25 protein-coding genes and 1 tRNA gene are annotated in these 20,449 nt (G+C 65.1%); 12 read left to right on the forward strand and 14 right to left on the reverse strand.

What is annotated here, in order from left to right; all coding sequences use genetic code 11:
* The first annotated feature begins 166 nt into the window (after positions 1 to 166).
* Positions 167 to 844 (forward strand): DUF1223 domain-containing protein, encoded by a 678-nt coding sequence (locus LCM32_RS04825; protein WP_224819937.1) that lies wholly within the window; start codon positions 167 to 169, stop codon positions 842 to 844.
* Between the two features lie 191 nt (positions 845 to 1,035).
* Here LCM32_RS04825 and LCM32_RS04830 read toward each other — a convergent pair whose 3' ends face one another.
* The 4 genes from LCM32_RS04830 to purB all read right to left on the reverse strand — a co-directional run bounded on the left by LCM32_RS04830 (position 1,036) and on the right by purB (position 4,994).
* Positions 1,036 to 1,926, reverse strand: a complete 891-nt coding sequence (locus LCM32_RS04830; RefSeq protein WP_224819938.1) for a lysophospholipid acyltransferase family protein — start codon at positions 1,924 to 1,926, stop codon at positions 1,036 to 1,038.
* A gap of 196 nt (positions 1,927 to 2,122) precedes the next feature.
* Entirely contained in the window at positions 2,123 to 3,172 is a 1,050-nt protein-coding gene (locus LCM32_RS04835; protein WP_224819939.1) for a flagellar motor switch protein FliG, read from the reverse strand.
* 70 nt (positions 3,173 to 3,242) lie between these two features.
* The gene (locus LCM32_RS04840) at positions 3,243 to 3,404 is read right to left on the reverse strand and encodes a hypothetical protein (RefSeq protein ID WP_224819940.1); all 162 of its coding nucleotides are present in this window, start codon (positions 3,402 to 3,404) and stop codon (positions 3,243 to 3,245) included.
* Between the two features lie 282 nt (positions 3,405 to 3,686).
* Positions 3,687 to 4,994 (reverse strand): adenylosuccinate lyase, encoded by a 1,308-nt coding sequence (gene purB / locus LCM32_RS04845; protein WP_224819941.1) that lies wholly within the window; start codon positions 4,992 to 4,994, stop codon positions 3,687 to 3,689.
* 73 nt (positions 4,995 to 5,067) lie between these two features.
* Here purB and LCM32_RS04850 point away from each other — a divergent pair, with 73 nt between their 5' ends.
* The gene (locus tag LCM32_RS04850) at positions 5,068 to 5,478 is read left to right on the forward strand and encodes a DUF6314 family protein (RefSeq protein ID WP_224819942.1); all 411 of its coding nucleotides are present in this window, start codon (positions 5,068 to 5,070) and stop codon (positions 5,476 to 5,478) included.
* Positions 5,479 to 5,710: 232 nt separating this feature from the next.
* Positions 5,711 to 6,463 (forward strand): heme-dependent oxidative N-demethylase family protein, encoded by a 753-nt coding sequence (locus LCM32_RS04855; RefSeq protein ID WP_224819943.1) that lies wholly within the window; start codon positions 5,711 to 5,713, stop codon positions 6,461 to 6,463.
* A gap of 139 nt (positions 6,464 to 6,602) precedes the next feature.
* On the opposite strand, the gene LCM32_RS04860 is transcribed toward LCM32_RS04855, so the two are convergent.
* The 3 genes from LCM32_RS04860 to LCM32_RS04870 form a co-directional block, all read right to left on the reverse strand.
* Entirely contained in the window at positions 6,603 to 7,661 is a 1,059-nt protein-coding gene (locus LCM32_RS04860; protein ID WP_224819944.1) for a hypothetical protein, read from the reverse strand.
* A 619-nt stretch (positions 7,662 to 8,280) separates the two neighbouring features.
* A complete protein-coding gene (gene glnA / locus LCM32_RS04865) occupies positions 8,281 to 9,687 on the reverse strand; it encodes a type I glutamate--ammonia ligase (protein ID WP_224819945.1) in 1,407 nt (468 codons plus the stop codon).
* 33 nt (positions 9,688 to 9,720) lie between these two features.
* Complete coding sequence (locus tag LCM32_RS04870) at positions 9,721 to 10,059, reverse strand: P-II family nitrogen regulator (protein ID WP_222494766.1); 339 nt, start codon at positions 10,057 to 10,059, stop codon at positions 9,721 to 9,723.
* A gap of 151 nt (positions 10,060 to 10,210) precedes the next feature.
* On the opposite strand from LCM32_RS04870, the gene LCM32_RS04875 reads away from it, so the two are divergent.
* Positions 10,211 to 11,725, forward strand: coding sequence for an NAD(P)H-hydrate dehydratase (locus LCM32_RS04875; RefSeq protein WP_224819946.1), 1,515 nt, complete (start codon positions 10,211 to 10,213; stop codon positions 11,723 to 11,725).
* Positions 11,726 to 11,900: 175 nt separating this feature from the next.
* Here the strand turns inward: LCM32_RS04875 and LCM32_RS04880 are convergent, their stop codons facing one another.
* The gene (locus LCM32_RS04880) at positions 11,901 to 12,413 is read right to left on the reverse strand and encodes a Hint domain-containing protein (RefSeq protein ID WP_224819947.1); all 513 of its coding nucleotides are present in this window, start codon (positions 12,411 to 12,413) and stop codon (positions 11,901 to 11,903) included.
* Positions 12,414 to 12,717: 304 nt separating this feature from the next.
* On the opposite strand from LCM32_RS04880, the gene LCM32_RS04885 reads away from it, so the two are divergent.
* Positions 12,718 to 12,801 (forward strand) — tRNA-Leu (locus tag LCM32_RS04885).
* Positions 12,802 to 12,913: 112 nt separating this feature from the next.
* On the opposite strand, the gene xerC is transcribed toward LCM32_RS04885, so the two are convergent.
* The 6 genes from xerC to LCM32_RS04910 all read right to left on the reverse strand — a co-directional run bounded on the left by xerC (position 12,914) and on the right by LCM32_RS04910 (position 15,664).
* Positions 12,914 to 13,915, reverse strand: coding sequence for a tyrosine recombinase XerC (gene xerC, locus LCM32_RS04890; protein ID WP_224819948.1), 1,002 nt, complete (start codon positions 13,913 to 13,915; stop codon positions 12,914 to 12,916).
* Positions 13,912 to 14,121, reverse strand: a complete 210-nt coding sequence (locus LCM32_RS04895; RefSeq protein ID WP_224819949.1) for a helix-turn-helix transcriptional regulator — start codon at positions 14,119 to 14,121, stop codon at positions 13,912 to 13,914. Before LCM32_RS04895 ends, xerC begins: the two co-directional genes overlap by 4 nt.
* A gap of 62 nt (positions 14,122 to 14,183) precedes the next feature.
* Positions 14,184 to 14,378 carry a hypothetical protein gene (locus LCM32_RS04900; RefSeq protein WP_224819950.1) on the reverse strand — a complete coding sequence of 65 codons (195 nt, stop codon included), beginning with the start codon at positions 14,376 to 14,378 and terminating at the stop codon, positions 14,184 to 14,186.
* Positions 14,379 to 14,476: 98 nt separating this feature from the next.
* Positions 14,477 to 14,602, reverse strand: coding sequence for a hypothetical protein (locus LCM32_RS21940; RefSeq protein WP_263618097.1), 126 nt, complete (start codon positions 14,600 to 14,602; stop codon positions 14,477 to 14,479).
* Positions 14,599 to 14,892: a hypothetical protein gene (locus LCM32_RS04905; protein ID WP_224819951.1), complete on the reverse strand. Its 294-nt coding sequence runs from the start codon at positions 14,890 to 14,892 to the stop codon at positions 14,599 to 14,601. The genes LCM32_RS21940 and LCM32_RS04905 overlap by 4 nt, the downstream gene beginning before the upstream one ends.
* A gap of 106 nt (positions 14,893 to 14,998) precedes the next feature.
* On the reverse strand, positions 14,999 to 15,664 hold the full coding sequence (locus tag LCM32_RS04910; RefSeq protein WP_224819952.1) for a helix-turn-helix domain-containing protein: 666 nt from the start codon (positions 15,662 to 15,664) through the stop codon (positions 14,999 to 15,001).
* 91 nt (positions 15,665 to 15,755) lie between these two features.
* On the opposite strand from LCM32_RS04910, the gene LCM32_RS22145 reads away from it, so the two are divergent.
* From LCM32_RS22145 to LCM32_RS04945, 7 genes are all read left to right on the forward strand, one after another.
* Positions 15,756 to 15,992 (forward strand): helix-turn-helix domain-containing protein, encoded by a 237-nt coding sequence (locus LCM32_RS22145; protein ID WP_224819953.1) that lies wholly within the window; start codon positions 15,756 to 15,758, stop codon positions 15,990 to 15,992.
* A gap of 175 nt (positions 15,993 to 16,167) precedes the next feature.
* Positions 16,168 to 16,617, forward strand: a complete 450-nt coding sequence (locus LCM32_RS04920; protein WP_224819954.1) for a hypothetical protein — start codon at positions 16,168 to 16,170, stop codon at positions 16,615 to 16,617.
* 345 nt (positions 16,618 to 16,962) lie between these two features.
* Positions 16,963 to 17,205 (forward strand): hypothetical protein, encoded by a 243-nt coding sequence (locus LCM32_RS04925; RefSeq protein WP_224819955.1) that lies wholly within the window; start codon positions 16,963 to 16,965, stop codon positions 17,203 to 17,205.
* Complete coding sequence (locus LCM32_RS04930) at positions 17,202 to 17,969, forward strand: hypothetical protein (RefSeq protein WP_224819956.1); 768 nt, start codon at positions 17,202 to 17,204, stop codon at positions 17,967 to 17,969. The genes LCM32_RS04925 and LCM32_RS04930 overlap by 4 nt, the downstream gene beginning before the upstream one ends.
* 13 nt (positions 17,970 to 17,982) lie before the next feature.
* Positions 17,983 to 18,594: a hypothetical protein gene (locus LCM32_RS04935; protein ID WP_224819957.1), complete on the forward strand. Its 612-nt coding sequence runs from the start codon at positions 17,983 to 17,985 to the stop codon at positions 18,592 to 18,594.
* Positions 18,591 to 19,403 carry a hypothetical protein gene (locus LCM32_RS04940; RefSeq protein ID WP_224819958.1) on the forward strand — a complete coding sequence of 271 codons (813 nt, stop codon included), beginning with the start codon at positions 18,591 to 18,593 and terminating at the stop codon, positions 19,401 to 19,403. Before LCM32_RS04935 ends, LCM32_RS04940 begins: the two co-directional genes overlap by 4 nt.
* Positions 19,404 to 19,900: 497 nt before the next feature.
* On the forward strand, positions 19,901 to 20,449 hold a 549-nt coding region (locus tag LCM32_RS04945), incomplete at its 3' end, for a calcium-binding protein (protein ID WP_412070664.1).

Below are 20,449 nucleotides of genomic sequence, written 5' to 3' on the forward strand. Positions count from 1 at the left end.
CATGTCCGGAATGTTGGCCTGTGCTGCGGGGGCTGTCTCTGCGCAATCGGGACCCGGCGGACAGGACGGTGCGGCCGGACAGGGGGCAGGCGGCACCGGAACGGCCACTGCCTCGGCCTCTGCGCCCGACCAGAGTGCAAACGGCGCACCCGGTGCAGCGGCCCAGTTGGGGGACGCGACGGGCTCGGGGTTCTCGCTGCCGGGGGACAAGCCCGTGGTGGTGGAACTCTTCACCTCGCAGGGCTGCTCCTACTGCCCGCCCGCCGACAGTTTCCTGACCATGCTGGCCGAGCGTGACGATGTCATCGCCCTCGCCCTGCACGTGGACTACTGGGATTACATCGGCTGGGAGGACACCTTCGGCAGCCATGCCTTCACCCGCCGTCAGAAGGCCTATGCCCGCGAGGCCGGTCGCCGCGCGGTCTATACGCCCCAGATGATCATCGGCGGCGTGGACGAGGTGATGGGCAATCACCCGATGGACGTGGCCGACCTGATCCGCAGCCACCGCAGCACGCCCTACAGTGCCGTGCTGCAGATCGCGCGTCAGGGGGCAACCAGCCTGCGCCTGCAGGCTCGCCCCGTGGACGGAGCGGCACTGGGGCCCGTGCAGGTGGTCATGGTGCGCTACAGTCCCGAGCAATCGGTGAAGGTGAAGCGCGGCGAGAACGCGGGCAAGACGCTGACCTATTCGAACGTCGTGACCGAATGGAAGGTCGTCGGCGAATGGGACGGCAGTTCGACCCTCGATGAGACCCTGCCGATCGAAGGCGAGGCTCCGGTGGTCGTGCTGATGCAGAAGGCCGGTCCGGGCCAGATCGTCGCCGCCGCGCGCCTGCGTTGAGGGGGCGCTGAGAGGGGCAGGGGCGGCCACGCCCACCTGCGGTGACGCAGCCCCTCCATCGCCAAGGTGATCCGCTGACGGGCCGCTCTGCGGCTCTGGCGCCGTTCCACCGGGACTAGGGTGCGCATGTGGTCCGGCACCGGTCTGACGGCGCAATCGACACCGCGCAGGGACAGTCCGCATGACGCGGATTACTCCGGCTTGACCTTCCAGCGACGATGCACCCAGAGCCACTGGCCGGGGTGCTTGCGGACCATCACTTCCAGTCGGTCGTTGAACTCCTGGCTCATGGTCACTGCGTCGCTGTGGGGGATCGGGGCTTCGACGATCATCTGGAACGTCAGCCCGTCCGGCTTGCGCACCGCGTGGAAGGGGATCATCAGCGCATCGTACTTCAGGGCCATTTCCGCCGCGGACAGGGTCGTGCGGGCCTTGCGGCCGAAGAAGGTCAGATCCGTGCCATTGCTGACGTATTGATCGATCAGCAGGCCCACCATGTGGCCGCTGCGCAGGAACTTCACCATCTCCGCCAGCCCGCGCCGCCCGCGCGGGAAGAGCGGCTGCGCCATGGCGTTCATCCGCTCGGCGTAGTGCCGGTTGAAGTAGATGTTGTTCTGCGGCCGGTAGAGCGCGCCCACCCTCTCGTAGCGCTGGATCAGCAGGCCGCGCATGGCGTCGTAATTGCCGAAGTGGCCGCCGACCATGATGATCGGACGCCCGGCGGCCTGGGCTGCGATCATCTGCTGCACCCCGTCGCCCTCCAGCGGCAGCTTGGCGAGGCGCTCCTTGAATTCCTCGGTGGAATAGAGCTCTGCCAGGGTGCGCCCCGCGTTGTCGGGGACCTCGCGCAGGAGGCGTTTCACCTCCGCCTCGGGCAGGTCGGGCCAGACGAGGGCGAGGTTCGCGCGGATGCGCCGGTTGTAGCCCGCCAGCGGTGCGAAGACGCGGCTGGTGATCCAGCCGACCAGCGGCACGCGGGTCTCGTAGGGCAGCAGTTGGGCGAGGCGGATCAGCCCCTCGAAGGGGAGGTTCACGACGAACTGGCCGACCTTGCGCAGCGGTGTCAGTTGTTTGGCGGCCATGATGCGATCCGATCCTCGTACGACAAGCGGCCTCCGGGCGCGGTGCGGCGCCGAAGGGTGCGCCTGACATAGACCCGCACCCCCGCAAGGACAAGCATCCGGGTGGGGCGGAGGCCGGATCGGGCGGGATCGGGCAGGCCGCGCCGTGCTGTTCATTGCGCGCCGGGACCGGACAGGGCGCGCCTTTGGGCCGTGCCTAACCCTCCTCTTCTTCCTCATCCGCGAGCAGGAGGATCTCGCCCGCGCCTTCCATCTCGCGGATGACAGAGACGACGTTGTTCATCGCTTCCTCGGCGTCGCGGGGTTTCACCTTGCCCATCTCCTTGGCCTCCTCGCGCAACTGGTCCGCCATGCGGGCGGACATGTTGGCGAGGATGAACTCCGCCGATTTCTCGGCCTCCGCGTTGTCCTGCGCGGCGGCGATCGCGGTGACGAGCGCCATCTGATCGACGCCGCGCACCACCTTGGGCACGTCCCGGGGCGCGATCCGGCTTGGAATGTTCAGGAAGGTGAAGATCGCCTTGCGCACCTGATCGGCAAAATCGGCGTCCTCCTCCTCCAGCCCGCCCAGGACCTCGTCCCGGGTGGCGGCGGTGGATTGGTTCAGGATCGCGCCGACCCGTTCCACCGGGCCCTTCTCGAAGACGCGGCCCGGTTGCTGGTCGATCTGCGTCGCCAGGGACAGGCCGATCCTGTCCACGGCCTCGGGCGTGATACCGGTGGTCTGGGAGACCGCGTAGGTGATGCGCCTGGCGCGAGTGCCCGGCAGCATGCCCAGCAGTGCTGCTGCCTTGGCGGTATCGAGCTTGGAGAGCATGACGGCGGCGACCTCCATGCTCTCCTCCTCCAGCAGGGGCAGCAGGGCCTTGGCCTCCATCGCGCGCAGGCGTTCCCAGGGATCGCCGGTCTGCCGCACGCCCGCTTCCTTGCGCAGCCGTGCCGCGGTGTGCGGGCTGATCCGCCCATCCAGCGCCGAGAGCGCATCGGCGACGCCGCGCGGGAAGGTCAGGCCGAGGCGGTCCAACTCCTCCGCGAATTCCTCGATCACGCCGGTCAGCGTGTCGCGGTCCACGTGGCGCATGGTGCCCATGAGCCGCGTCAGATCGGCCTGCATCTCCTCCGGCAGGTCGGTCAGGGGCAGGTCGGCCCCTTCCGTGAGCAAGAGCCGCACGATGATCGCCGCCTTGTGGCGGCGAGTCAGACCGGCGGGTGCGGTCGCTCCGCCGATCGGTGTCAGGTTGCCCATTCACGCCTCACCGCTTGGTCCGTGTCCATCCGGGCGAGGATAGCGGCGGGGGCATGAAGAAAGACTGAACTCAGCCGGTGACTTTCTGCACGCAGGCGCCCTGGGTGCCGTCCCAGACGTAGCCTTCGGAACAGCTCTGGGCCTGCTTCTGGTGCTCATAGTCGCAGGTGGCAAGCGCGGCGCTGCCGCTGGCAAGGGTCAGCAGGACGGCAAGGATCACTCGGGTCGGCATGGCGCATCTCCTCTGGTTGCTGGAGCCACCCTACCATGACCTAGCGTCACTTTCACCTCTGCCATGCGCCTCGCACGGCAGGGTTTGCGCCTTCGACACCTGCGGTCTGATCTGGAAGGGCCGGTCTGGACGTTGTGGGCCGCAGAGACCTGGCGCCCAAAATTCTTCGAAGAATTTTGCCAAGAATTTTCGAAAATTCTTGGACGCCCCGCCGCGGGCGATGCGCATGAAAAAGGGGCGGCTGCCTGCGCAACCGCCCCCGATCCTGCGATATCAGCCGGATCAGCTTTCGCCGAAGACCCGCTTGAAGATCGTGTCCACGTGCTTCGTATGATAGCCCATGTCGAACTTCTCGTTGATCTGGTCGACGCCAAGCGCCTTCACGACCTCTTCGTCCGCCAGCAGCAGCTCGCGGAAGTCGAGGCGCTCTTCCCAGACCTTCAGGGCGTTGCGCTGCACCATGGAATAGGCGTCCTCGCGCGACACACCGGCCTGCGTCAGGGCCAGCAGTACGCGCTGCGACATCACGAGGCCGGGGAATTTGTTCATGTTGTCGAGCATGTTCTCCGGGAAGATCAGCATCTTCTCGACGACGCCTGCCAGACGGTTCAGGGCGAAGTCCAGCGTGATCGTCGCATCCGGGCCGATGCCGCGTTCAACCGAGGAGTGCGAGATGTCGCGCTCGTGCCAGAGCGCCACGTTCTCCATCGCCGGGATCACGGCCATGCGCACGAGGCGGGCCAGACCGGTCAGGTTCTCGGTCAGAACCGGGTTCTTCTTGTGCGGCATCGCCGAGGAGCCCTTCTGGCCCATCGAGAAGAACTCGGCGCCTTCCAGAACCTCGGTGCGCTGCATGTGGCGGATCTCGATCGCCACGTTCTCGATCGAGGAGGCGATCACGCCGAGGGTGGCGAAGAACATCGCGTGGCGATCGCGCGGGATCACCTGCGTGCTGATCGGCTCGGGCTCAAGGCCCAGCTGGGCGCAGACATGCTCTTCCACGCGCGGGTCGATGTTGGCGAAGGTGCCGACAGCGCCCGAGATCGCGCCGGTGGCGATCTCTGCACGGGCGGCCTGCAGGCGGGCCTTGTTGCGGTCCATCTCGGCGTAGAAGCGGGCGAAGGTCAGGCCCATGGTGGTGGGCTCTGCGTGGATGCCGTGAGAGCGGCCGACGCGCACGGTCATCTTGTGCTCGAAGGCGCGGGTCTTGAGCGCGGCCAGCACCTTGTCCATGTCGGCCAGCAGGATATCCGCGGCGCGGACCAGCTGCACGTTCAGGCAGGTGTCCAGCACGTCCGACGAGGTCATGCCCTGGTGGACGAAGCGCGCCTCTTCCGAGCCGACGTGTTCGGCCAGGTGGGTCAGGAAGGCGATCACGTCATGCTTGGTGACGGCTTCGATCTCGTCGATGCGGGCCACGTCGAACTCGACGTCCTTGGCCTTCCAGACGGCCTCGGCGTTCTCCTTGGGGATCACCCCGAGGTCGGCCATGGCATCGCAGGCATGGGCCTCGATCTCGTACCAGATGCGGAACTTGGTGGCGGGTTCCCAGATGGCGACCATGTCGGGACGGGAATAGCGGGGGATCATCGGCGGACGCTCCTTTACACGGGTTCGCGCGGTCTTTAACGCCGGGTGCAGTTTTGAGCAAGGGAAGGCAGGAATGCGCGGTCTGGCGGACTTCGAGGGGCGGTGGCGGCTGGAGCGGCGGATCGAGAACGCCGTCGGCCCGGACGGGCGGTTCACGGGGCATGTCGACTTCCGCCCGGAGGGGGCCGGTCTTGTCGTCGAGGAGAGCGGCACGCTGCAGATGGGGCAGGCCCCCGCGCTGAAGGCCGAGCGGCGCTATCTCTGGGGCGCGGGCGGACGCGGGATCGCGGTGCGCTTTGCCGACGGGCGCGCGTTCCACGACTTCGATCCGGCCGGAGGCTGGGCCGAGGCCACGCATTACTGCGATCCCGACCGTTACGAGGTGGTCTATGATTTCACCGGCTGGCCCTATTGGCGGGCAGAGTGGCGGGTGAGCGGGCCGCGCAAGGGCTACTGGATGGAAAGCCTCTACAGCCCGATGTGAGGCTGTTGTCCGGGTGATCCCACCGGTGGGGGTCGTGCGGGCGCAGGCCCCGGTCAGTGTCGCCCGCGCTGTCCGCAGCAGCGATCACCCTGCCGGGTGGCTTGCGGCCGGAAACTCCCGGCCGATAGTTCCCTGCCAAAATCCCCGGCACGCTGCCCGCGCCGCCACGTCGCGGCGCTGCTGCGGCGTTTTTCCCATAGGCGGGATGGCCGGGCGCGGCCTAATCAGGACCATGCAAGAGATTCTCCAGACCCGACTGCCCTACGAGATCGATCCGGCCCACCGGCTGCCCGGCACCCGTCCGCTGGACGAGGCGCAATGGCTGCTGCGTGACGAGGCCTTTGCCGGCCAGATGGCACTGCGGGAAGAGCTGCTCTCCACCCGGCGCGACGACGTGCTGCGGCTCTCCGACCGGGCGCGCCCCGCGGCGGACGAATTGCTGGAGCTGGTGTTGGATTTCCTGAAGGGCGATCCCGGCTACTCCCGCACGGGCGAGGTGATGACCCGGCCCGACGGTGTCGCGGTGACGATCGACCGGGCCGACCCGATGGGCACGCTCGGCCTTCTGGTGCAGGAGGACTTCTGCCTGCTGGAGAAGGCGCCGGACGAGGAGGAACACGTCCTCACCGGGGCCGTGCTCTGCTTCCCGGCAAGCTGGACGCTGGCCGAGAAGTTCCTGCACCCGATGATCCGCATCCACAAGCCTGTCGCGGTCTATGACGAGAACATCGCCAAGCGGGTGCAGCGTCTCTTTGACGGGGTGCAGGTGGGCAAGCCGCTCTGGCGCTACAACTATCTGCACCACGGCAATCCCTCGCTCTACCAGCCGCAGAGCGAGAGCCGGAAAGACTATGCGAATTATTCCAAGGCGCCGCAGACCTACATCCGGTCCGAGCGCCAGACCATGCGCCGCCTGCCGCAGACGCGGGCCGTGGTCTTTGGCATCCATACCTTCATCCTGCGCCGCGCCGAAGCGGCAGAGTAGGGCGCAGCCGGCAGGGCAGCGCCGGGATGACGACAAACGGGACTGTGAGAGACGGGAACGCAAAACCCCGGCGCACCGTGGGGGCGGTGCGCCGGGGCCTTGTGGCTGCGGGCCTGCGGACCCGGAAGGGACAGTCAGGTCAGAAGGGCAGCAGCGAGATGGTTTCCGCGACAGCGCTGGACGAGACGCCGAGGGCTGCGAAGAGACCGGTCAGTCCCATGGCCTGGGCATTGAGGCGGAAATCCTCCTTGCGCAGGACGTTGTAGGTGAAGAGCGCGGCGGCCATCGGCGGCGAGAACACGGCCACGGCCCCGTTCATGGCCCAGGCGGCCAGACGCGCATCCAGCGGGCCGCGTTCGGCCTCGATACCGTCCTCGGGCTCCATGTCCTCGCGGAACACGGCGGCCAGGGTTTCCAGCGACGGGTCCTGGGTTTCCAGCTGACGCTGGTGCAGGCCCCAGTTGCTGGTGTTCAGCAGGCGGGACATCTCCGGATCGGTCTTCTCGCGCATCGCCGAGAGCCGGGTATCCAGCGCCTTCTCGGTCGAGTTGATCGCGGGGAAGACGTCCCGGGCGCGGTTGCGCGCCGCCGGACGAACCCGGCGAGGCACGGCACGGCCATCATCCATTGCAATGGCGGCCCCCATGGCCGGTGCCGATGCCATCGCCGCAGCGCCGGCGTGCAGGGAAGCCTGTGCGGCCTCCAGCGACGCAGCTTGACGCTGGTAGCAAATCGGGGTGAAGGCGGACTGGAAGCGCTTGGCGCTGAGCACCACGTCGCGGTCCAGCCACTGCACGTATTGTGCGCCGGTTTCGGCAACGATCATGTGCAGGACCTCGGCGAGAACCGCCTTGGGCGTCTCGGGGTGCATCATGTCGTCGGAAGTGTGGGCGGCGATGGTCACCTGGATCCAGCAGGAGGGATGCGCGACCGCGTCGCGGGTATCCTTGTCCAGCGTCCGGACCTCGGCGGCGGGCATCAGCTTCTGGGCTTCTGCATCCGTCTGCGGCGCGTCGTAGACCCGAAGTTCAACGTCCAGGCTGCGACCGCGGAGGCGCAGACCCGTTTCGTCGAACTCGACGGGCGCGACAGCGTCCTGACCGAAGGCTTCAAGGGTCGTTTGCACGGGCTCGGCCAGGTCACTGACCAGCACAGAGGTTTCATCCGTGAAGATGAGGCCCGCTTGGTGTTTGATCATGTTGTAGGGCATTTTTCCCGAACCTTTGTTTTTTGATGCTCCATATTTGTCGGGAGAAAACGGAATAATTTGGCCAGTTTTTTAGTGATTTTGACCGAAATGCGGCAGTCCCGTGGCGTTTCGCCAGATTTACGCCGTCTCGCGTCAATAATTTCATTTTGACGTGGGGGCACTTCGAACGAATAAGGCAGGTGCGCCTTAATTGCCTTTTATTTGCCTGAGGTTGTGGTGCTATATAGCGTCAGGTAGCCACAAAGTAGGCGGGTGATCTGAAGCATTCTCGCGTCATCCTCCCGTGCTTTTCCACAGTATTCCCCTGCGTCATGGAAACACTCTGCCCCGAATCCTGTCGATTTGATGGTCTGGGGAAACAAGTTTCTCGATTCGAGGCGGGGTGGATACAGGCTGAAACAGCTTTGTGTCAGCGTTTCAGCCGTTTCCTGCCGGATTTGGTTGCCAGCTTGGCAGGGTATAGCCGAATCTGCCACGCGGCCCGCTTGGCATGGGGCGGCGGGTCCTTCGAAATCCGGTCAATCGCGCAGGCACCGGTCAATCCGGGGCAAAAGAAAAGGGGCGCCCGATGGTGGGCGCCCCGATCCGTTGATCGCCGTAAAGCGGATCAGCAGGAGTAGTAGAGAGCGTATTCCGCGGGGTGCGGGGTGTGCTCGTACAGTTCCAGCTCTTCCATCTTGAGGGCGATGTAGCCTTCGATCTGGTCCTTGGTGAACACGTCGCCGGCCAGCAGGAAGTCCATGTCCTTCTGCAGTTCGTCGAGTGCTTCACGCAGCGAGCCGCAGACGGTCGGGATGTCGGCCAGCTCTTCGGGCGGCAGGTCGTACAGGTTCTTGTCCATGGCTTCGCCGGGGTGGATCTTGTTCTTGATCCCGTCGAGGCCAGCCATGAGCAGGGCTGCGAAGCAGAGGTAGGGGTTTGCGGAAGGATCGGGGAAGCGGGCTTCCACACGTTTCGCCTTGGGCGACTCGGTCCACGGAATACGGACGCAGCCCGAGCGGTTGCGGGCCGAGTAGGCGCGCAGAACGGGGGCTTCGAAGCCGGGGATCAGACGCTTGTAGGAGTTGGTGCCGGGGTTCGTGAAGGCGTTCAGCGCTTTCGCGTGCTTCAGGATACCGCCGATGTAGTACAGCGCTTCGTCCGAGAGGTCAGCGTACTTGTCACCTGCGAAGAGCGGCTTGCCGTCCTTCCAGATCGACATGTTCACGTGCATGCCGGAGCCGTTGTCGCCCTTGATCGGCTTCGGCATGAAGGTTGCCGACTTGCCGTAGGCCTGGGCCACGTTGTGGATGACGTACTTGTACTTCTGGATCTCGTCGGCTTGCTTGGTCAGCGTGCCGAAGATCAGGCCCAGTTCGTGCTGGCAGGACGCCACTTCGTGGTGGTGCTTGTCGACCTTCATGCCCATGCGCTTCATGGTCGAGAGCATTTCGGCACGGATGTCCTGAGCGTCGTCGATCGGGTTGACCGGGAAGTAGCCGCCCTTGACGCCCGGACGGTGGCCGGTGTTGCCCATCTCGTAGGAGGTGTCGGTGTTCCACGATGCGTCGAGCGCGTCGACTTCGAAGGAGACCTTGTTGATCGCAACGGCGTATTTGACGTTGTCGAACAGGAAGAATTCAGCTTCCGGGCCCATGAACGCCGAGTCACCGATGCCCGAGGACTTCAGGTAGGCTTCGGCCTTCATCGCGGTCGACCGGGGGTCGCGCTCGTAGGCTTCGTTGGTGTCGGGCTCGACGATCGAGCAATGGATGCAGATGGTCTTTTCTGCATAGAAGGGGTCCACGTACACGCTTTCGGTGTCGGGCATCAGCTTCATGTCCGAAGCTTCGATCGACTTCCAGCCTGCGATCGACGAACCGTCGAACATGAAGCCTTCTTCGAGGAAGTCTTCGTCGACCAGATCGGCGACGACCGTCACGTGCTGCAGCTTGCCGCGCGGGTCGGTGAAGCGGATATCGACGTATTCGATGTCCTCATCCTTGATAAGCTTGAGAACTGCGTCCTTGCTCATTCCCTTGATCCCTTCGTTTTAGAGAAGAATTTCTTACAGTGCGTCCGAGCCGGATTCACCGGTACGGATACGGATGGCCTGTTCGACAGTGCTGACGAAGATTTTGCCATCGCCGATTTTCTCGGTCTTGGCGGCATCAACGATCGCCTCGATCGCGCCGTCGACCTGATCGTCGTCCAGCACGACCTCGATCTTGACCTTGGGGAGGAAGTCCACGACATATTCGGCGCCGCGGTAGAGTTCGGTGTGCCCCTTCTGGCGGCCAAAGCCCTTGACCTCGATCACGGACAGACCCTGCACACCGACGTCCTGCAGAGCCTCTTTGACTTCATCCAGCTTGAACGGCTTGATGATCGCTTCGATCTTTTTCATGGCTGGAGCTCCTCACATGTCCACCGGAGGTCGTCAGACCACTTTCGTCTAACCGCCACAATTGACTAATGTGGAGGCGGCGACAAGAGAGCTTGACGCGAATTTTTGCAGCGCAAATCTTGGGCGCATTTGATCAAAAGTTAGGCGGAAAATGAACGGCTTTCCCGGGGGGCTGCTGACCGGCGCACAGATGCGTCAGCTGGAGCGGACAGAGATCGACAGCGGCCGCGTGACCGGTGCCCGGCTGATGGAGAGGGCAGGGCGCGCCGTGGTCGGGGCCTGCCTGCGGGCCTGGCCGGAGCTTGCCACCGGCACGCACCGTGCTGAGGTGCTCTGCGGGCCCGGCAACAACGGCGGAGACGGCTTCGTCATCGCGCGGCGTCTGGCCGAGCGCGGCTGGTCGGTCCGGCTGCGGCTGCTCGGCGACGTCACGCGCCTGCCGCCCGATGCGGCGCGGATGGCGGCGCTCTGGCGTCCGCTGGGGGCGATCCTGCCGTTGGAGGCGCCCGCGCCGGAAAAACGGCCGGATCTCGTGGTGGATGCGCTGTTCGGCACCGGTCTTGCGCGCCCGCTGTCTGGCACCGCCGCCGATCTTGTCGCTGGGCTGCGGGGCGCTCGCGTCGTGGCCGTCGACATTCCCTCGGGGCTCTGCGCCGACAGCGGGCGGGTGCTGGGGCAGGCGGTGCGGGCCGATCTGACGGTCAGTTTCCACGCCGCCAAGCAGGGCCATTTCCTGGGCGAGGGGCCAGCCTTGTGCGGCCGGCTCGAGGTGGCGGACATCGGGCTGCCGCAGGGCGCGGTGCCCGGCGCTTTGCCGCTGGCCGAACCGGACACTGAGGCGCTGTCCAAGCGGCAGGGGGCCAAGTTCGACCATGGGCATGCGGTTATGCTGGCGGGCGGCGTCGGCCATGGCGGGGCCGCGCGGATGGCGGCGCGGGCCGCGCTGCGGGTCGGGGCCGGGTTGGTGACGCTGGCCCCGCCGCCCGCGGCGCTGATCGAGAATGCCGCGCGGCTCGATGCTGTCATGCTGCACGCGCTGCGCGATGGGGCGGCGCTGACGGACTGGCTGCAGGACCGCCGGATTCGTGCCCTCGGCCTTGGCCCGGGGCTGGGGCTCGGCGCGCGGGAGGCGGGGCTGGTCGCGGCGGCGCTGGACTGGGGCGGGCCGCTCGTGCTCGACGCGGATGCGCTGACGCTGCTGTCCCGGGATGCGGCACTCGCCGCGCGGCTGCACGAGGGCTGCCTGCTGACCCCGCACCTTGGCGAGTTCCGCCGGATGTTCCCCGACCTCGCCGCGCAGTTGACGGAGCCTGCCACCTCTGGCCCGGCGGTGTCGGCCCGCGATGTGGCTGAGGCCGCGGCAGAGCGCTGCGGCGCCGTGGTGCTGCTGAAGGGGCCCGCGACAGTGATCGCGGCGCCGGGGGGCGGGGTCTGGCTCAGCGATGCCTGCTACGACCGTGCGGCGCCGGACCTTGCGACCGCCGGGTCGGGCGATGTGCTGGCGGGCCTCGCGCTCGGGCTGCTCGCCCGTGGGATGGCCCCGGCGGCGGCCGCGACGACGGCGGCCTGGCTTCATGTGGAATGCGGCCGTGCCCTCGGCCCCGGATTGATCGCGGAGGACCTGCCCGAGGCCCTGCCGGGTGTCCTGAAGGCACTGCTCGCCTGAGGCCGGTTTCGTGCGAGGGGCACTTATATAGTATAGATAGTATAGGCTGCGCTGCACAGGCGCGCCGCCGTCATCGCAGGCGTGCTCGGGATGCGAGCACGTAGCCGGTCGTGGAAAACAAAGGGGCCGCCGGGCATGCCCGGCGGCCTGTCACAAGCAAGTCCTTTGATCCGGTTCAGGCCGAGAGATCGGCCTTGGCTTCGGACGACGCCAGAATTTCCATCCCGCCGGCATAGATCGTCTGCTCCCGCTCGAACCGCAGTTCGTAAAGGCGCATCTCCGTCTCGCCGGCATCGGTGACGTAGTGCCCGTCCACGAGCCGCGCAGCCGGAATCGCCGCCTGCTTGCGGCCATAGAGCGTTTCGGCGCGCCAGTCGCGCACCAGCAGCTTCTGCCCGGCGGGCAGCAGCGTGTCTTCTTCCGGGCGGGTGTGGCCGAGAGAGCCCGCCGCGATCTTCACCGCGCGCGCCGTCACCTTGCGGACACGCATCGAGGTGATCACCGACATGCCGAAATCGCGGCTGATGATCCGGTCGCCGGGCGAGAGGAACTCCACCGGAAGCTCACCGTCCATCGTCAGGACAAGCGTCCCCGCGATCAGCCCCGCGGGGTCCGATTCTATCTGAGAGTCATCGCTGCCAGAGACGGCCTGCAAGCCGTCTGCGCGCTGTACCGTTTTCGGTTTCATGCGCTCTTCCCGTGTTGTCACTGCCTCATTATTGCCGCCAGATTACGGCAGAAATGGGCGCAATTCCAGAAAATCCCGGGGCAGCCCCCCATTTCTAACGGGTTTGCCTGGGGCGGTCGGGGGATGGTGTCGCGGTGCTGCCTCGTGATGGCCATGAAGTCATGTCCCATCTGGATACAATCCGGCCCTTAACAAATTATTGATGCCGGATCGGCTCCGTGGACCGGGCGGAGGTGGGATGCGATTTCCTCTCGCCTCCGCCGCGGCGCTTTGCTAGACAGCGCGAGCGCCGGAGCAGGCGTATGCGGGTGTGGCGGAATTGGTAGACGCACCAGATTTAGGTTCTGGCGCCTTTGGCGTGGGGGTTCGAGTCCCTTCACCCGCACCATATTGATAAGAAATAATTTTTAGACATTCTTGGTTGGTATGGCGGCGCGCGGCGCGCGGCGTTTCGCATTTTGTTTCGCACTTTCCTGTTCCGTGCTTGTTCCGTTCTCACCTCAAGAATCTCGCATCTGCTGAGCGAGCTTCGATTGCCGCTTCTGGTCAGCTCTGGCGCGATACTTCTGCACCATGGCGAGGGTTCGGTGCCCGGTCACCGCTTGGATCTGTGCGTCACTACAGCCTGCCTCGGCCAATTGCACTGCTGCTGTGTAGCGCCAACCATGGGGCACAAGGCGCTGCGCGCCGCGCATCACGCCGATCTTTTCTCTGACGGTCTCCACCGCCGCCTGCACCTGGCGCTTGCCGAGTGGCTGGGTAAGGTTCTTCGCCATGATGTAGGCGCCGCGCTTTGGCAGCGCCCTGAGGTATTCGCGTAGGCGAGCGGGGCAGTAAACCCAGACCTTCTCGCCGGTTTTCTCCTGCGCCACAGCCATGAACTCGCCGTCGAAGTCGACCCACATCATCTTGACGCAATCGCCGAGGCGCTGGCCTGTGCCGATCCCAAGCTCGTAAGCGGTGCGCGCGATATCGTGATCTGCGGCCGCATTCTCATAGGCGCGAAGTTTGGCCTCTGGCCAGGGCTCGTATTCGCCGCCCGACAGTTTCTCGATGCCTATCACCGGGTTGCGCTCGATCCATTCGAGATCCACAGCGTGGCGACAGAGTACGGAAAGGATGGCGACGCGCTCATTGGCCTTCGACCAGGTATCCTGCAGCGCATCCCGCGCCGCGAGCGCGTGCTTCCGGCGGAAGGTGCGCATGTCCTTGTCGCCGTTCTTTTCCCGGATTGCTTCGCAATGCCTTCGGTAGTTCGCCCGCGATCCCTTTGACAGCATCTTGAACGCGGGGCTGGAGTAGTAGCTGATGATCAGCGCATTCCACGTCGTCTTGGCTGGTGCGCTCCGCTTTCCATTCCGCGCCGACCAATATTCGATCGAGAACTCCTCGCTGTCTGGATTGTCCGGCAGGCGGTGTCGAAACTTGCCTTTCCGAAAATAGATGTACTGCCGCCCCTTGACGGTCTTGAACTCGAGGTAGGGCAGGTCGGGGCGTTTCATGTTTCGAATTCGTCTCCGTCGTTGACGTTCGCGCCGGTCAGGGCTGCGCGCAGGGTGTCGACCGGCCAGCGCTTGATTTTGGGTGTCAGGTGTACAGGTCGCGGGAGGGCGCCGGCATCCACCAATTGCATGAACTCAGTCAGAGCAAGGGACAGCATGAACGCCGCCTCTTTCTCCGTCACTGCAAGCTTTTCACGGCGGGCCATCTTAGCGCGCTTCCTTTCGCGGTGCGTTCATTGGGCGCCTCCAGCCTCATGATGGCGGCCCTTCATTCCGCCTTGCCTCCGATCTCCGGGAGCATGGGCAGCACGTTGTTGCCGTACTCGGCGAAAAGTTTTGCCGTCTTCAGTTGAAGGTCCGCATTCCCCGTGATCGGGTTTGCGATCGACACCATGGCGTCGGCGCGCTTCACTTCGATCTCCAGCTGCTCGGCGCTCATGTCGTCGACCGAGAGGCGCTCCATCTGTGCGAAGAGGTGGTTGTTCAGGTCAGACAGTTTGTTCTTTATGTCAGTCTCCTGTCATCCGTCGCTGCCCCGGTGGCGGGTGGCGGGTGGCGGGCTCAGAACCATAGGGCCACGAGGGTCGCGGCGAGGCTGCCGGAGGTAATGAGCGCGGTGGCAACCATCCATCGGGTGATAAGCGTCGCGATGTCCGGCTGGCGGGCGGGGGCGGAACGGGGCCTCATGCCGCGTCGCCCCCGTAATCGCCGTCGTCTGGGGGAGTGAAGTCGAAGAGAGGCAGCGGCCCACGCCGGCGCGCCAGCATCGACATGGCGGGCGCAGGCGGCGCGATCATTGTGGGGCCCGCCGAGGGGTGGCCGGTTTCGATCCGCGCCAGGCGCTCAACCGTGATGGGATGGCCCTGCTGCTCTTTCAACTGGAGCCAGGCGTCGGTGATCAGGGCGGGCTGTCCGAGGTATTTTCCTGCGTGCAGGACGCGACTGCGGGCCGTGAGGACGTGAATGTACGATTGCATAGTGCCTCCATCGGTGGATGAAGATTTTTAACACTATGTAAAACTGTGGATCAAGAATAATTTTATATAAAGTAAATTCTGACTGGGTTGACGTTGGGGATGTGTGTCAACTCTCGGGTGGTGGTGCGCTCCGCACGAGCTTTGCGGGCCAGTGAAGTTCGATCGGGCCTGCCCAGAGAAGTTCGATATCGTGCATCGAGTTTTGGCGGTCGGTCGGGGCGATGAGGTGGAACGTGTCTGGGCGGTCGGCACGTATCACGCGGCGGAGCCAGAAGTTTCCGTTTCGATCGGCGCAGACGGACAGCTTGTTGATGGCGTCGCTCGGCACCCCGAGGCGTCTAGGGAAGTCGAAGAAGAGAATGTCCCCTGCGCTGTAGGGGGTGTCGGTCATCCGCTGGCCCACCTTTACCGCGGCAACACCTTCGGCGGGCAACTCCAACGGGCAGCTCACGTATTCCATCCCGCCCTTCAAGAAGAACTTGTCGAGCTCTTTTGGGTTCGCCGCCTTCAGGCGCTCGTGATTGCTGGGGAGAAAGATCTCCGCGTCCTCGATGAGTTCGCCGATCACTTTGATCGCTGCCCTGTCTTCTTCCAGCAAGGCTGACACGGGGACCTGAAAGATATTCGCAATGCCTTCCAAGTAGGTCTCATTCATCCGGCGCTTGCCGGTTTCGAGCCCGTTGTAGAGGCCTGTCGAGATGTTGAGCAGTTCAGCCATGTGTTCCTGGCTGAACCCGGCGGCCTTGCGGCGCTGGCGAATGTTGAAGCGCATGGGTGGTCAATGCCTCCCTTCGCGCTGCCGCGCCATCGACTCTATGTAAAATGTCTTCTCAAAAGAATATACATAATGTAAATGATTCGACATGGAGCTGCGTAACCTCATCCAGAACAGCCCGCTGACACGGGCCGAGATTTGCCGCCGGGCCGGTTTCTCCCGTTCGTACCTGTCGCTTCTTGAAGCGGGGGAACGCCGGGTTGGCCTAAGCAAGGTGTCTGCCCTGGCAGACGCCCTCGGCGTTGGGGTCGGGGACCTGAGGCCCGATCTGGCCGAGCTCCTCGGACCGCACCAGCCACTGGCTGGGGAAGGGAGGCAGGTGTGAGGCGACCTAGTGTCATTGCCTGCGCAACTCCTGTTTGGCGCTTCCGTGGAGCTGAAGTGTCGTTGACCGGTCCCGTCCGGTTTAGCGGGGCTCCGCGGTTGGCGCGCGCGGGACCTATCGCGGTGCCCTGCATCATTCATCAAACAAACCAGAACCCGAAGGAAAAGGCGTTTCCATGCAGCCGATGATCGCAGCTCAGATGTTCCGCAATTTGGTCAGGCAGGCGCAAGGCAAAGAGGCGGCGGCGGCCATGATCTCTTCGGCTGTGGGGCATTCGATCAGCATCGGGTCGCTCAGCCGGATCGAGCACGGAAACGCGGAGGTGCCACTTCTGTGGGCCTGGGCGTTGATGGACGGTACGGGGAACAGATGCTTCGACGAGTATCGAGTGCAAACCGAGCCTCCACCCGGCGACGCCTGTCCCTACGAACTCATAGGGGAGACCTCGCGCGAACATGGCGAGTCTCTGGAGGCCAGTCTCCGCGCGGCGCGGTCCGAGACTGCGCAGGACTGGGCTCAGGCCGCGGTCGAACATCGCGAGGCGGCGGACAAGCATGCCGCCATGGCGGCGCTCTGCGAGGCGCGTTCAACCGGGCCGGTACCCTTGCGGGGGCAGGGCGGATGAGCGCGCGCGATGATCTCCTCGGACGCCCTCCGAAGATGCGCCAGCTCACCGCGCGCGATCCGGATGCGTCCGTGCCCTTGGCTCGCGACGTGCGCGGTGACCGGACCATCGTCCATGTGCCCGTCCGTGCGATCGTGAGCGGGGAATTCAGTCGCAGCCCGGTCACGCTGCCCACCGCGCCGTGGGAGGGTCCACCGTGACCCGGCAACGCAAGACCCTCGGCGGGACCCGCCGTACCAAGCCCCCGGAGAGGGGCAGTGCGCGGGGCCTCCCGGCCCCTCCGACCGGCGGGGTGCCCGCCGAGGTGGCCGGTCATCACTCACGGGCGCCGACCCGGAGGGCAGCATGACGGCCGCGCCGCTGACGATTGCGCGCCGCCTCGTGCTGCCCTTCGGGCACCTGTGGCTGGAGCTGGTCGCTTCGGAGTGCGGTGCCCGGAGGTGGGCGCTGCGGGTCAGCGACCTGTCGGCCGACATGCCGGGCCCGGCGGGGCCGCCGATCGCCTCTGGGGCGGTCGATGATGAACTCCGTCATGACCTCGTGGGCCTCGGCCCGGCGGTCGAGGCGTTCCTGAGCGAGGTTGGATGATGAGAGAGGCACATGAGCGGGCCGACGTGGTGGAATTTGATCCCCGCAAGCCTGAGCTGGAGGCGGCCGTCGGCCCGGGCAGGCGCATGCTCGGGGTCACGGAATGGGAGCGGGCGCGGTTCGAGATGCTGGAGATGGTCCGCTCCGACGTGACGCTGAAGCTCTTCCCGATGGTCCTGCTGCACGCGCTCGCATTCGACTACACCCAGCGCAAGACCCTTCGCTGCACGCCCTCGTTCCGGCAGCTCGGCGCACAGTTTGACAAGTCGGACGACACGGTCAGGCGGGCGGTAAGAGACTTGGTCGAGGGGGAGTGGATCGTCCACGTTCCGGGCGAGCATCGGGGCTCCAGCAGCAGCTTCGGGTTCCTGGTGAGCACCCGGCTGGTGCGCGTGTGGCGTGGACGTCAGCTTCCGGTCTATGGGCCGGAAAGGGGGGCAGACATGCTAGCCTTTAGCGGCCCGAAAGGGGGGCATCCATGCAACCCTGAGGCCGGAGAAAGGGGTGCAAATTTGCGCCGAAAGGGGGGCAAAACTGCCGCGCCCTATAATAAGGATAAACCATGGAAGAACCATGGAGCGCGGGCGGGCGCGCGGGCGCCCTCCGACAACCCCATGGTCATCGCCGCGGCGGCGCGCGCTGTCGCCGCATTCCGCGAAGGCCGCATGCAGGCCATCGCCGACGAGCAGCCATGGGTTCGGGATCACATCATCGCAGCGGACCTGCTCACGCCGGACGAGCGTGCGGCAGCCGGGCTGAGCTGAGAAGGGGCAAGCCATGACCGACGAGCAGACCACCACCGAAACCGCCCGCGGCCGGGTCCGGCGCATGCTGATCGAGCCCGCGATCGAAGCCGGCATGCGGTTCAAGAAGGGCACGCCCGAGGCCGAGCAGAAACGCGCGCTTGACCGGATTTGCGATGACCTGGCCTATCTCGGTGACGCGGCCCTGGCAGCGCTTCTGGAATGGCTGCTGCGCAATGGCGAGGGCTCGGCGCGTTGTTTCTGGCCGAAGCCCGTCTCGCTGATCGGCGTGGCGCACAGCTACGAGCCGCGCCGCCTTGAGGAACTGCCCCGGGCCGCGAGCTGGTTCGCCTCGCGCGCAGGTCTCGCTGCGCTGCAAAACGGCAACCTCGTCGCGACCTTCCTGTGGTGGGAGAAGCGGCTGCGCCCTCCGCGCGACGAACGCGAGCTGCGCATGATCACCGAGCGGAGCGAGACGTTGGTCCGCATGGTCGAGGTGACCGAGGACAAGCTGCACCGGGGCTTCGAGCCTGGCGCCCATGCCCGCGAGGAGCTGCGCTGGTACCGCGGCCTCGAAGCCCGGGCGCGGGCCATGGTGCAGGCGGGCATCGACAAACGGCAGGCCGAAGCGGGGGACGCGGCATGAGCGCGCTCCGCAAGGACCAGGTGATCTACGTCTCCCGCCTCGGGACGGCGCAGGTGGGCCGACTTCCGCTTGCGGCTAACGAGGCAACGGCGGCCTCGATCGCCGCCGTACTGGCGGCCGCGGCGCCGCCCGAAGGCGTCTGCCCGGCCATGCCGGTGGCCCCGGCGCGCGGGCCCATGGTGGCCTTCATGCCTCGCCACACCGAGATGACACCTGCCGGGCCTCGCGTGCGGCGCGATGGCTGGGTTGATCCCGAGAGCGGGGTCATGTTCAGGGCAGCGCGGGTGGCCGATGCCTTCGACGTGATGAGGCGGCAGGCCCAGAACCGGCACCGCGCGCTGGTGGCAAAGGCAGAAGAGGCCAGGCAGCCGGTGCCGATCTTTCAGCCGCCGTTCACGGTGGGCCAGATCGAGGTGGGCCGCGAGTACGCCGCCCTTGTCGAGCGCTGTGCCTCCTCGGGCGTGAAGTGCTCCTCGCTGGAGGCACTGCACGTGTCGGGCAGTGGGGGAGGTGATCGCGAGGTGGCGATGTTGCGGGACTTCCAGCGGCTGCGGGTCTTCGAGCGTCGGATCGGCGGCGGGCTGGCCAAGGCGGTGCGCCGTATCCGGCCGGGTGGGGCAGAGAAGCGCAAGGCGATCTTTGACCAGGCGCTGGTGGACCAGGTCTGCGTCGGCGGGATGACCATCAGCGAAGTGCTGCGGCTGCACGGGTGGGCGGTGGATCAGAGGAGCATTGACGCTTGCCGGTCGTCACTATGCTCTGCCTTGGATCGCATGCGGGGATATGAGTTGAAGAAAGTGTTTTGCTGATCAAGGTCGCGTCAGAACCGCTGCGGTGGGTGGGAATAGGGGCGCTTCAATGTAGGGCGCGCCACGCTCCTTGCGATTGATGCCTAAGCTGGATTGACGAGCTGGCACGGCATCCAGCCAAGCAGAGCCGATTATGCAAGTTGGCCTTGTGGAAAAACTCAACAGCCACCTGCACGCAACGCTTCTCAACGTTCACCTGTTCACGGTCCAATGCGGCGCCCGGCAACAGACCGCGGCAGGGCCTATCGGTCTTTACCATCTGCCACCGGATTACGTACTCGACGAATTCACTCGCAGCAATTCAGTTATTGGTCTCTGGAGGGTCAATCGCTGATCGGCGCAATTTGCAAGGTCGATTTCCGCAAGCTCCTGGTCAGTTGGCCCGCCTCTTAAGCGAAGAAGCAGGGAAAGCGAAACTTTGGCACTTCCAAGTGAGAAGTTCATCGCCTACGTATGCTTGGCGCAACTCCGCGCGATGTAAGTCTTTGGGGACTATAATGTTATTTGCCACGAACCTGAGCGGGACCCTTACGGTTTCCGGTGCTGCGGCGGTGTCGAACTCGTACCGTCAGGTGACGATCGAGAGCTTTTCTTCCGGCATTACAGTGGAAGATAACAACTCGATTGGTACCGTAATCCCGGTGGGTGGCTCGACGGTCATGCCGCAAGTGATCGACGCGAGGGGGGTCACTGGAGCAGGGGTTTTAATTTACGACGTGAATTACGCCGACAGTGTTCTGCACGGGTCGTACCAGAGCGACTATGTCTATGCGCTAGGCTCCGGAGCCGACAGCCTCTACGGCTATGGTGGTGACGATACCATGTTCGGATACGACGGAAATGACTACCTGGACGGCGGGAACGGCAACGACAGCCTTTCTGGCGGCGATGGCGATGACCTGATGATTGGTCAGGCGGGTAATGATGTGTTTGACGGTGGCGATGGGACGGACACGATTGTCTATGGTGGCAACCGCTCCGAATACGAAATCACCGTCGTTAACGGCCAGTTTCAGATTTCGCATGCTGGAGGTTCAGGGGCTGAC

The organism is Pseudooceanicola nanhaiensis (assembly GCF_020171315.1).
Classification (GTDB): Bacteria; Pseudomonadota; Alphaproteobacteria; order Rhodobacterales; family Rhodobacteraceae; genus Pseudooceanicola; species Pseudooceanicola nanhaiensis_A.

What these genes read in the sequence shown, in the direction of transcription:
- LCM32_RS04920 (WP_224819954.1), top strand. Translation starts at nt 16,168, where the DNA reads ATGCAGCCGATGATCGCAGCTCAGATGTTCCGCAATTTGGTCAGGCAG.
- LCM32_RS04900 (WP_224819950.1), bottom strand. Translation starts at nt 14,378, where the DNA reads ATGGAGCGCCTCTCGGTCGACGACATGAGCGCCGAGCAGCTGGAGATC.
- LCM32_RS04925 (WP_224819955.1), top strand. Translation starts at nt 16,963, where the DNA reads ATGACGGCCGCGCCGCTGACGATTGCGCGCCGCCTCGTGCTGCCCTTC.
- LCM32_RS04870 (WP_222494766.1), bottom strand. Translation starts at nt 10,059, where the DNA reads ATGAAAAAGATCGAAGCGATCATCAAGCCGTTCAAGCTGGATGAAGTC.
- LCM32_RS04905 (WP_224819951.1), bottom strand. Translation starts at nt 14,892, where the DNA reads ATGCAATCGTACATTCACGTCCTCACGGCCCGCAGTCGCGTCCTGCAC.
- LCM32_RS04840 (WP_224819940.1), bottom strand. Translation starts at nt 3,404, where the DNA reads ATGCCGACCCGAGTGATCCTTGCCGTCCTGCTGACCCTTGCCAGCGGC.
- LCM32_RS04835 (WP_224819939.1), bottom strand. Translation starts at nt 3,172, where the DNA reads ATGGGCAACCTGACACCGATCGGCGGAGCGACCGCACCCGCCGGTCTG.
- LCM32_RS04930 (WP_224819956.1), top strand. Translation starts at nt 17,202, where the DNA reads ATGATGAGAGAGGCACATGAGCGGGCCGACGTGGTGGAATTTGATCCC.
- LCM32_RS04860 (WP_224819944.1), bottom strand. Translation starts at nt 7,661, where the DNA reads ATGATCAAACACCAAGCGGGCCTCATCTTCACGGATGAAACCTCTGTG.
- LCM32_RS22145 (WP_224819953.1), top strand. Translation starts at nt 15,756, where the DNA reads ATGGAGCTGCGTAACCTCATCCAGAACAGCCCGCTGACACGGGCCGAG.
- LCM32_RS21940 (WP_263618097.1), bottom strand. Translation starts at nt 14,602, where the DNA reads ATGAGGCCCCGTTCCGCCCCCGCCCGCCAGCCGGACATCGCGACGCTT.
- LCM32_RS04940 (WP_224819958.1), top strand. Translation starts at nt 18,591, where the DNA reads ATGAGCGCGCTCCGCAAGGACCAGGTGATCTACGTCTCCCGCCTCGGG.
- purB (WP_224819941.1), bottom strand. Translation starts at nt 4,994, where the DNA reads ATGATCCCCCGCTATTCCCGTCCCGACATGGTCGCCATCTGGGAACCC.
- xerC (WP_224819948.1), bottom strand. Translation starts at nt 13,915, where the DNA reads ATGAAACGCCCCGACCTGCCCTACCTCGAGTTCAAGACCGTCAAGGGG.
- LCM32_RS04855 (WP_224819943.1), top strand. Translation starts at nt 5,711, where the DNA reads ATGCAAGAGATTCTCCAGACCCGACTGCCCTACGAGATCGATCCGGCC.
- LCM32_RS04910 (WP_224819952.1), bottom strand. Translation starts at nt 15,664, where the DNA reads ATGCGCTTCAACATTCGCCAGCGCCGCAAGGCCGCCGGGTTCAGCCAG.
- LCM32_RS04880 (WP_224819947.1), bottom strand. Translation starts at nt 12,413, where the DNA reads ATGAAACCGAAAACGGTACAGCGCGCAGACGGCTTGCAGGCCGTCTCT.
- LCM32_RS04850 (WP_224819942.1), top strand. Translation starts at nt 5,068, where the DNA reads ATGCGCGGTCTGGCGGACTTCGAGGGGCGGTGGCGGCTGGAGCGGCGG.
- LCM32_RS04895 (WP_224819949.1), bottom strand. Translation starts at nt 14,121, where the DNA reads ATGGCCCGCCGTGAAAAGCTTGCAGTGACGGAGAAAGAGGCGGCGTTC.
- LCM32_RS04875 (WP_224819946.1), top strand. Translation starts at nt 10,211, where the DNA reads ATGAACGGCTTTCCCGGGGGGCTGCTGACCGGCGCACAGATGCGTCAG.
- LCM32_RS04935 (WP_224819957.1), top strand. Translation starts at nt 17,983, where the DNA reads ATGACCGACGAGCAGACCACCACCGAAACCGCCCGCGGCCGGGTCCGG.
- glnA (WP_224819945.1), bottom strand. Translation starts at nt 9,687, where the DNA reads ATGAGCAAGGACGCAGTTCTCAAGCTTATCAAGGATGAGGACATCGAA.
- LCM32_RS04830 (WP_224819938.1), bottom strand. Translation starts at nt 1,926, where the DNA reads ATGGCCGCCAAACAACTGACACCGCTGCGCAAGGTCGGCCAGTTCGTC.